This window comes from Williamsia sp., assembly GCF_016462415.1.
In the GTDB taxonomy this organism is placed as follows: Bacteria; Actinomycetota; Actinomycetes; order Mycobacteriales; family Mycobacteriaceae; genus Williamsia_A.
Window position 1 is genome coordinate 1 of sequence record NZ_JAEMTF010000086.1, and the last position, 9,094, is coordinate 9,094.

General features: G+C 67.8%; 8 protein-coding genes. 4 read left to right on the forward strand and 4 right to left on the reverse strand.

Annotation, left to right across the window (positions count from 1 at the left end; genetic code table 11):
• Positions 1-100: 100 nt before the first annotated feature.
• The gene (locus tag JHC79_RS17665; RefSeq protein WP_296393223.1) at positions 101-433 is read right to left on the reverse strand and encodes a UBP-type zinc finger domain-containing protein; all 333 of its coding nucleotides are present in this window, start codon (positions 431-433) and stop codon (positions 101-103) included.
• A gap of 88 nt (positions 434-521) precedes the next feature.
• On the opposite strand from JHC79_RS17665, the gene JHC79_RS17670 reads away from it, so the two are divergent.
• Positions 522-2,126: a Na+/H+ antiporter gene (locus JHC79_RS17670; protein WP_296393225.1), complete on the forward strand. Its 1,605-nt coding sequence runs from the start codon at positions 522-524 to the stop codon at positions 2,124-2,126.
• Between the two features lie 8 nt (positions 2,127-2,134).
• On the opposite strand, the gene JHC79_RS17675 is transcribed toward JHC79_RS17670, so the two are convergent.
• The 3 genes from JHC79_RS17675 to JHC79_RS17685 form a co-directional block, all read right to left on the reverse strand.
• Positions 2,135-3,694 (reverse strand): adenylate/guanylate cyclase domain-containing protein, encoded by a 1,560-nt coding sequence (locus JHC79_RS17675; protein WP_296393227.1) that lies wholly within the window; start codon positions 3,692-3,694, stop codon positions 2,135-2,137.
• Between the two features lie 104 nt (positions 3,695-3,798).
• Positions 3,799-5,358, reverse strand: coding sequence for an alkaline phosphatase D family protein (locus JHC79_RS17680; RefSeq protein ID WP_296393228.1), 1,560 nt, complete (start codon positions 5,356-5,358; stop codon positions 3,799-3,801).
• Positions 5,359-5,403: 45 nt separating this feature from the next.
• Positions 5,404-6,690, reverse strand: a complete 1,287-nt coding sequence (locus tag JHC79_RS17685) for an adenylosuccinate synthase (protein ID WP_296393231.1) — start codon at positions 6,688-6,690, stop codon at positions 5,404-5,406.
• Between the two features lie 125 nt (positions 6,691-6,815).
• Between JHC79_RS17685 and JHC79_RS17690 the strand changes: the two genes are divergently transcribed.
• From JHC79_RS17690 to JHC79_RS17700, 3 genes are all read left to right on the forward strand, one after another.
• Positions 6,816-7,481 carry a hypothetical protein gene (locus JHC79_RS17690; RefSeq protein WP_296393233.1) on the forward strand — a complete coding sequence of 222 codons (666 nt, stop codon included), beginning with the start codon at positions 6,816-6,818 and terminating at the stop codon, positions 7,479-7,481.
• Positions 7,478-8,260: a site-2 protease family protein gene (locus tag JHC79_RS17695; protein ID WP_296393235.1), complete on the forward strand. Its 783-nt coding sequence runs from the start codon at positions 7,478-7,480 to the stop codon at positions 8,258-8,260. Before JHC79_RS17690 ends, JHC79_RS17695 begins: the two co-directional genes overlap by 4 nt.
• Before the next feature lie 70 nt (positions 8,261-8,330).
• A partial coding sequence (locus JHC79_RS17700) for a BTAD domain-containing putative transcriptional regulator (protein ID WP_296393237.1) occupies positions 8,331-9,094 on the forward strand: 764 nt, incomplete at its 3' end.

The following is a 9,094-nucleotide window of genomic DNA, read 5'->3' on the forward strand; positions in this document are numbered from 1 at the left end:
GGGTCGCACAGGAGGTCGGGGCGACTGCGGCGCGGGACGGGGCGGGCCCGCCTTCGGTCCGTCGGAAGTGTTCATGGCTTCGGGGGTCATCCGATCTGGGTCATCCGAGTTGCGCGTGCACGTAGCACCAGCGCCAGGTCTCGCCCGGTTCCGCCGATCGCATCACGGGGTGGTGGGTGGACTTGTGGTGGGCGGTCGCATGCTTCCGCGGGCTCGAATCGCAGCAACCGATGTATCCGCAGCCGAGGCAGCGTCGAAGGTGCGCCCAGTGCTCGACACCCTCCTCAGCACAGCCCTGACACGTGTCCTGCGGGCCCGTCATCGGGTCGTCCGCGGGATCGCCCGAGGTCGCGAGGAGGTCGTCGCAACCCTCGGGTTCGACATCGCTGGGTCCGATGAGTCGGTGCATCACCGACCGTCTGATAGATCGCACCCGGCCATTGTCCCGTATCTTTGACGGGTTCGGCCACCCGGTGACCACCCCCGGGCCCGAGCGGTCGCCGTCAGGAGGGGCAGCACTCGTGGATTCCGCTCTGCTCGTTGTGATCGTGGTGTCGTTGGCCATCGCCGCACTGTCGCGTCGCTACCAGTTCGCGTCGCCGCTCGTCCTGGTCCTGTGCGGACTCGGCGTGTGCTGGATCCCCGGTCTCCCGACCCCCGAACTCGACCCCGATGTCGTGCTGTTCGTGATCCTGCCGCCGCTGCTGTACTCGGCCGCCCAGGACAGCTCGTACGTCGCGCTGCGCCGGAACATGCGCGCGGTCGGCCTGCTCGCGGTCGCGCTGCCGCTGGTCAGCGCGGTCGTCGTGGGATTCGTGGCCTACTGGTCGCTGCCCCAGCTCCCGTTGGCCGCGGCGCTGGTCCTCGGCGCGGTCGTCGCTCCCCCGGACGCGGTGTCGGCCACCGCCATCGGCCGCCGACTCGGCCTGCCGCGGCGGATGACGACGCTGCTCGGTGGCGAGAGTCTCCTCAACGACGCGACCGCGTTGACCGCCTACCGGTTGGCGCTGGGCGCCGCGGTCGGTGCGACCACCACCGCGTGGGACGGCATCCTGCTCTTCGCCGAGGCCGCGATCGGTGGCGTCCTGGTCGGCCTCGTCGCGGGTGTCGTCATCGCCAAGGTGCGCCAGTGGCTCACCGATCCCCCGATGGAGACCGCGCTGGGCATCGTGATCCCGTTCGCGACGTACTTCGTCGCCGAGGAACTGCACGCCTCGGGCGTCATCGCCGTCGTCGTGGTCGGGCTGTACCTCGGTCAACGCTCGGCGCGCGAGGGCTACGCGACACGACTGCAGGACAACGCCGTGTGGCGCTCGATCGACGTCATGCTCGAGTCGTTCGTGTTCCTGCTGATCGGTCTACAGCTGCCCGAGGTGCTCGAGGGACTCAAGGGCCGCTCGGTGGGGGTGATCATCTGGTCGGGCGTCGCGGTCCTGGCCACGGTGATCATCGTGCGCATCGTGTGGATGTTCCCGGCGACGTACCTGCCGCGGCTGCTCTCCCGCCGAATACGTGACCGCGAGCCGGCGCCCACCCCCGGTTCGGTCTTCGTCATCGCGTGGTCGGGCATGCGGGGTGTGGTCAGCCTCGCCGCCGCGTTCGCCATCCCGCTCACCACCGACGACAACATGCCGTTCCCGGCGCGTGACGAGATCATCTTCCTGACGTTCGTCGTGGTGGTCGGAACGCTGCTGATCCAGGGCACGACACTGCCGCTGCTGATACGGGTCCTCGGGGTCCACAGCGACGAACGACGAACCGATCTGCTCGCGCTCGCCGCGGCGCAGGATCGGGCCGGGCGCGCCGCGGGCAAGCGCCTCGAGGAACTGGCCGAGGAGATCCCGGACAACGACGCGATGAAAGAGCAGGTCCAGATCCTGCAGCGCTGGATCCGGTCGCGGAAGAACCTCGCGTGGGAGGAACTCGGTCGCGGCGAGGAGGAGCTCGGCGAGAGCCCTACGGTCGCGTTCGGGCGGATGCGCACCGAGCTGCTGCAGGTTCAGCGTGAGGTGTTCATCAACGAACGCGATGCCGGCCGCATCGACGACGAGGTGCTGCGCGGTGTGCTGCGCCAACTCGACCTCGCCGAGGGCCTGTCGGACCGCACGGCCAAGAAGCGCGACTGATCGACGGCTCAGGCGGGTTCGGTGACCGGCGTGCGGGCCGCGAACACCGTCGTCTCCTCGGACCGCCCTCGTAGGGTTTGGCTCTCCAGGCGCTCCCAGTGCTCGCTCTCCGACGCCGCCGCATCCACCGCACGTTGCGAGGCGAGGGGGCGGGTCGGGTCGCGCTTGGCCAGTTCCGACAACCGCGCCGACTCGTTGACCGCGTCGCCGATGACGGTGTACTCGAACCGCTGGATCGCGCCGACGTTGCCCGCGACGACCGGTCCGTAACTCACGCCGATGCCGGCACTCAGCTCGGGGATCTCCTCGGCGAGACGCCGTGAGATGGCGCGACTGGCCGAGAGTGCGGCACCGGCGGTGTCGGCGAGGTCGATGGGCGCCCCGAACACCGCGAGCACGGCGTCGCCCTCGAACTTGTTGACCAGCCCGCTGCGCTCCTCGACCTCCTGGACTATCACCGCGAAAAACCGGTTGAGGATCGTGACGACCTCCGACGGAGGACGGTCGGAGGCGAGTTTGGTCGAGCCGATGACGTCGACGAACACCACGGCGACGGTGCGCTCGGTGCCGCCGAGTTCGGGGTCGCTGGTCAATGCGGCCTCGGCGACGTCCTTGCCGACGTGCCGACCGAACAGGTCCTGCAGCCGTTCGCGCTCACGGAGCCCGGTGACCATGGTGTTGAAACCGGCCTGCAGCTCACCGAGCTCGGTGCCGTCGAAGATGACGACCTCGACGTCGGTGTCGCCCGCGCTGACCTTCTTCATCCCGTTCCGCACACTCCGGACCGGCGCGACCACGTGGCTGGTGTTCAGCACGGTCAGCAGCAGGCCGGTGAACAGCGCGATCGAGACCAGGACGGTGATGCCGACGAACACGTCGGTCTTCGACGTCTGCTCGCGCAGCAGCGAGAAGACCACCACCAGGAACATTCCGACGATCGGGACCCCCGACCCCACCGTCCACGAGATCAGCGCACGGGTACGCAGCGCGCTTCGCTTACGCCGCAATCTGACATCGGCATTGATGATCTGCGCGGCCACCGGACGCAGGGAGAACTCGCTGAGCAGGTACGAGATCGCGCACACCACGACGCCGCTGAGCCCCACGACGAGAAACACCTTGGGGATGAGGATCGGTTCGAGGATGCCGTAACAGGTGGTGAACATGATGACCGCACCGATCCAGAAGATGGACTGGAACGCGGTCAACTTCCAGGGGATCCGCTTGGCCTTACGCGCTTCTCGCGGTGTGGGGGTCCGGTCCTGGATGGACCAGCGCAGCTGGCGGACGATGATCGTCGTGCCCACGACAGCTCCGACGAGCAGGGCACAGCCGACGTAGATCGGCAACGCGATGAAGTTGACCCACCAGAACTTGCTGTCGAAGACACTCGGCTCGGGTATGCCGACACTCGCGAGGACGATGGCGATGATCGCGCCGATCGCGTTGGACAGCAGGATCGAGCCGGTGAGCAGGATCTGGATGCGGATGCGCTGCACGCGGGGGGTGTCGGACGTCGACCCCAGCAGGATCGAGCCGTAATCGGCCTCGCTACGCCTCAGCCGCATGGCTCCCTATCGCAAAGTGCGCACCCGGCACGTACCGCGGTGTCTGCGGAGCAATCTACCGGGGGGCCGGGAATTTGCCCCTCATCTCGTGACTTCGGGCGTTCTCAGAGCTCGCGGGGTATCACGGTGCGGTGGAGGACCTTGCCGCTGGTATCGCACAGATCGACGGTGAACGTGCCACCGAGGCCGTCGATGCGCACCTCGCCGAAGTGCTGGAACTCCGTCGTGATGGGCGAGACGTTCGCCGTCGTCGGGGCGTGGACGAAGACCTGGTCGATACCGAAGGTGCCGTCGAGCTTGCCCGCCGGGAACGCGCCTGCGTGCAGCGGCCCGGAGACGAACTCCCAGAACGGGTGGAAGTCGGTGAACGCGGCGCGTGAGGGGTCGTAGCGGTTGGCTGCGGTGTAGTGGACGTCGGCGGTCAGCCACACGACGTTGCGGACCCGCTTGGTGCGCGACAGGATCTGCGCCAGTTCGGTTTCGCGCCCCAGCGGCTTGCTGTTGTCGCCCTGGGCCACCGCCTCGATACCGTCTGTGTCGCCGTAGGTGGTGTCGGGGACGACGATCCCGAGCGGCAGGTCGTTGGCGACGATCTTCCACACCGCCCGCGAGGAGTTGAGCCCGTCGACCAGCCATCGCGCCTGTCGGGCACCGAGTATGTGACCGGACTGTTTGCGGGCGTTGGAGTTCGAGTCCTTGTAGCTGCGCATGTCGAGGACGAAGATGTCGAGCAGCGGACCGTAGGACACCTTGCGGTAGACGCGGCCGTCCACGGCGTCGACGCGGCTGACCGGCTGCCACTCGTGAAACGCCTGCAGGGCGCGGGCCGAGAGGACGTCGGCGCGCTTCTCCTGCGTGTAGGCGGGATTGGCGACGATCTCGCCGGGGAACCAGTTGTTGAACGTCTCGTGGTCGTCCCACTGCACGAGTTGGGTGGTCGACGCGGCGAAGCGACGGTAGTTGCGGTCGGTCATGTTGTAGCTGTGGTTGCCGCGATACTGGTCGAGTGTCTGCGCCACATCGGATTTCGCCTCGGTCACGACGTTGCGCCAGACGCGACCGTCGTCGAGGGTGACGCTCTCCTTCAGCGGCCCGTCGGCGTAGACGGTGTCGCCGGAGTGGATGAACAGGTCGGCGTTGCGGTCGGCCAGTGTGGAGAACCCGTGCAGTCCGCCGATGGCCTCGTTGATACCCCAGCCCTGGCCGACGACGTCGCCGGACCAGTTCAGTTTCACCGCCCCCGGCAGCAGGGGCGCGGTCCGGAAGGTGCCGGTCAGCGGCTGCGATCGGGTGCCGCGGTCGGACACCAGCGTGACCCGGTAGTGGATGGTCGCGCCGGCGGGGTGCCCGGTGACCCGGACGCGTCCGGTGCCGTCGGTGGCCGGGGTCAGCAGTGGACCGGTGAAGCGTCGGGCGAACGCAAAGTTCTCGAACAGCGAGGTCTCGACGATCATCCGGGCCGGGGTATCCGACCGCGCCCAGATCAGCGCGCCGTCGGTGCGTGGGTCACCGGAGGCGACGCCGTGCGACAGCGTCGGACGCGCACGGATCAGACCGGGCGTCGCCGGCACTGCCGTGGCCGGGGCGGCGAGCAGCCCGCCGACCGGGACGATCAGGCCGGCAGCGGCCGAGGCGGACAGAAACTTCCGACGCGAGACAGACATGCCCCTGATCGTTTCCCACGAAGACGAACGGGAGATGAACCGCCGTCAGATGATCGCGCGACGGACGATGGTCTCGTCCCGACCCGGTCCGACACCGATGCAGGAGATGTGGGCGCCGGCAAGCTCTTCGAGACGCAGCACGTAGTTCTGCGCGTTCTGCGGCAGGTCTTCGAAGGTGCGGCACGCAGAGATGTCCTCCCACCAGCCGGGCATCTCCTCGTAGATCGGCTTCGCGTGGTGGAAACCGGTCTGCGTCATCGGCATGTCGTCGACCCGCTCGCCGTCGACCTCGTAGGCGACGCAGATGGGAATGGTGTCGATGCTGGAGAGCACGTCGAGCTTGGTGAGGAAGTAGTCGGTGATGCCGTTGACACGCGTTGCGTAGCGGGCGATCACGGCGTCGAACCAGCCGCAACGACGGGCGCGGCCGGTGGTGACACCGACCTCGCCGCCGGTCTTGGCCAGGAACTCACCCCACTCGTCGAACAGCTCGGTCGGGAACGGCCCCGATCCGACGCGGGTGGTGTACGCCTTGAGGATTCCTAACACCGTCGTGATGCGGGTGGGTCCGATACCCGAGCCCACCGACGCGCCACCCGAGGTCGGGTTCGACGACGTCACGTACGGGTAGGTGCCGTGGTCGACGTCGAGCAGCGTGCCCTGTGAGCCCTCGAGGAGCACGGTCTCGCCGCGTTCGAGCGCCTGGTTCAGAAGCAGCCGGGCGTCGGCGATGCGGTGCTTGAATCCCTCGGCCTGCGCGAGCACCTCCTCGACGACCTGCTCGGGATCGAGGGCACGCCGGTTGTAGATCTTGGTGAGGATCTGGTTCTTGATCTCCAGGGCCGCTTCGACCTTCTGGGTCAGGATCTTCTCGTCGAGCACGTCGGCGACACGGACCCCGACACGGGCGATCTTGTCCTGGTAGCAGGGCCCGATGCCGCGGCCGGTGGTGCCGATCTTGTTGTTGCCCAAGAAGCGTTCGGTCACCTTGTCGATGGCCACGTGGTACGGCATCAGCAGGTGCGCGTCGGCGGAGAGGATCAGACCGGAGGTGTCGACGTCACGGTCCTCGAGGCCCCCCAGCTCGGTGAGCAGGACGCCCGGGTCGACGACGACGCCGTTGCCGATCACGTTCTTCACACCCGGCGTCAGGATGCCCGACGGGATGAGGTGGAGGGCGAACTTGTCGCCGTTGGGTAGGACGACGGTGTGGCCGGCGTTGTTTCCGCCTTGGTAGCGCACAACCCACTGGAGCTTCTCTCCCAGCAGGTCAGTGGCTTTTCCTTTACCTTCATCGCCCCATTGGGCACCGATCAGTACGATCGCAGGCATCGCCTCAAGCTCCTTCCGGCACGGGATCACCCGGGCCGTGGGACAACTTTACTGGTTTTATCGGACAGATACCCCGTTCCGCCGCGCGTGATGGCCCGGCCCTGCCGAGAGAGGCCTCCGCTGACGTGACGACGACGGTCATCTGCGCGCTCGACGTACCCGTGCCCGACGCACTCGACGGCCTCGTCGTGATCCGCGCCGAGAACAGCCGTGACTCGATGCGGGCCGGCGTGGCCAAGGCGGTGGCCGACGCGGCCGTGAGCCGCGTGGTCGTGGTCGCCGGCCCCGATCACCCCGATGCGTTCCTCGGCGCCGTCGTGGCGCGTCTGATGATCGCCGAGGCGTTGGGGGTCGAAGTCGCCTACGTGGCACCGCAGGCGACGCCGGGCACGAAGGTCTACGGGCTGCCGTCCGGCGACGTCGCCGCCGAGCTGGCGGTGTCGGGGACGGCGGTGTCGCTGCCGCTGATCCGCGACGACGCCGCGGTGGTCGTCATCGGCGAGGCTAGCCACACCGGAGAGAACGGGTCGTTCACCGGCGAGACCATCGTCGACAGCGAGCGTCTGTTCCTCGGCGAGGCCACGACTGTCCTGATCCGCCCGACCCGGGACGAGCCGGGTGTCGAAGGCGCACTGCAGAAACGATTTCGCCAGAAGTGGGTCGCCGGGCGCGCCGTGCAGACCGGTGGGATCGACGTGGTGGTCGAACGCGACGGCATCCGGGCTCCCCGCCCCGTGCACCGGTCGACGATCTATCGCCACCACGAGGACTGGAAGCTGGTCTCCCCATGAGCACCGCGACTCAGATCGTCCGCTCAGTGCGACCCGGGCCGGTGTTCCTCGGTGTGGTCGCCGTCGCCGTCGTCGGCGGCGTCCTGTTGGCGCAGTCGACTCCGGGTCGCAACGCCACGTCGATCGTGGGGGCGCTGCTGCTGGTCGTCGGCGGCTGGGTCATCTCGTTGTGTCTGCACGAATTCGGTCACGCGGTGACCGCGTTCGCGTTCGGCGACAAGAATGCCGAGAACCGCGGCTACCTCACCCTGAACCCGCTGAAGTACGCGCATCCGGGGCTGTCTATCACGTTGCCGCTGGTGATCATCCTGTTGGGTGGCATCGGTTTTCCCGGTGGTGCGGTGTACGTGAACCAGGCCGGGTTCTCCAAGGCGCAGCGCACGATCGTGTCGTTGGCCGGACCGTTCGCGAACATCGTTGTGGGCGTGGTGCTCCTGGCCGTCATCCGCGCGAAGGTCGACGAGATCAGCATCGCGAACATCAACCTGTGGTCGGCGCTGGGCATGTTGGCGCTGCTGCAGATCACCGCAGCCATCCTCAACCTGATCCCGATCCCCGGCTTCGATGGCTACGGCGCCATCGAGCCCTACCTGTCGATCGAGACACGTCGAAAGCTCGCGCCGGTCGGTCAGTACGGCTTCCTGCTCGTGTTCCTGGTGTTGTTGCTACCGCCGCTGAACCGGGCGTTCTTCGACCTCATCTACTGGTTCTTCGAATTGTCCGGTGTCAGTTCCACCCTGGCCTCCATCGGGTACGGCCTGGTCGTCTTCTGGCGTTAGCTTCCACGCGGCCACCGCAACGAGACGGCGACGTCCCACCCGCACATCGCGGTTGTTTATGCTCGATTAGATGGACAACGCAGCCGAGGTCGCGATCCGTCTCCTCGGTGAGGTGCGGGTCGTTCACCGGGGACATGTCGTCCACCCACGGGTGGTCGGGGGTGCGCGCTGCGTCGAGGTCCTCGCCTACCTGGCCGTCAACCGCCACCGCGAGATCCCGCAGGACGAGCTCGCCGGCCTGCTGTGGCCGGGCAATCGGCCCCAGTCCTGGAATGCCGCCCTGCGTGGCGTCCTCTCCCGCGTACGCGACACCATGGAGTTGGCGACGATGCCGACGGCCAGTGTCCGGTCACGCGGCGGGAATGTCCGATTGTTGCTCCCCGACGGATTCGTGACCGACCTCGAACTCGTCCGGCGATACTGCGCCGCACCGGTTGACGATCTGGGCGTGGCTGTGGCCGACGCCCGGCGAGCGCTCGACCTCACCGGTGAGACCGCTCTGATCGGCGCCCTGGGCTCATGGGCCGACGACGTACGCGCCGAGGCCCTACACCTGCGTCAACGGGCTCTCGAGATCGACGCCAGTGGGTCGCTCACCCAGGGCGAACCGGCGCGCGCGATCGCGTCGGCCGAGGGGCTCCTCGCGCTGGACCCGCTGCGCGAGAGTGCGTATCGGACGGTGATGAGTGGATACCTGTCCCTGGGCGAACGAGGGCAGGCGCTGCAGGTGGCCGCCCGGTGTCGCCGGGTACTCGACGACGAGCTCGGGGTCGCCCCATCGGCCGAGACCGAGGCGCTCTACCTCCAGATACTCCGAGCCGACGAGTCCGGCTC

What these genes read in the sequence shown, in the direction of transcription:
- JHC79_RS17675 (WP_296393227.1), bottom strand. Translation starts at nt 3,694, where the DNA reads ATGCGGCTGAGGCGTAGCGAGGCCGATTACGGCTCGATCCTGCTGGGG.
- JHC79_RS17685 (WP_296393231.1), bottom strand. Translation starts at nt 6,690, where the DNA reads ATGCCTGCGATCGTACTGATCGGTGCCCAATGGGGCGATGAAGGTAAA.
- JHC79_RS17695 (WP_296393235.1), top strand. Translation starts at nt 7,478, where the DNA reads ATGAGCACCGCGACTCAGATCGTCCGCTCAGTGCGACCCGGGCCGGTG.
- JHC79_RS17680 (WP_296393228.1), bottom strand. Translation starts at nt 5,358, where the DNA reads ATGTCTGTCTCGCGTCGGAAGTTTCTGTCCGCCTCGGCCGCTGCCGGC.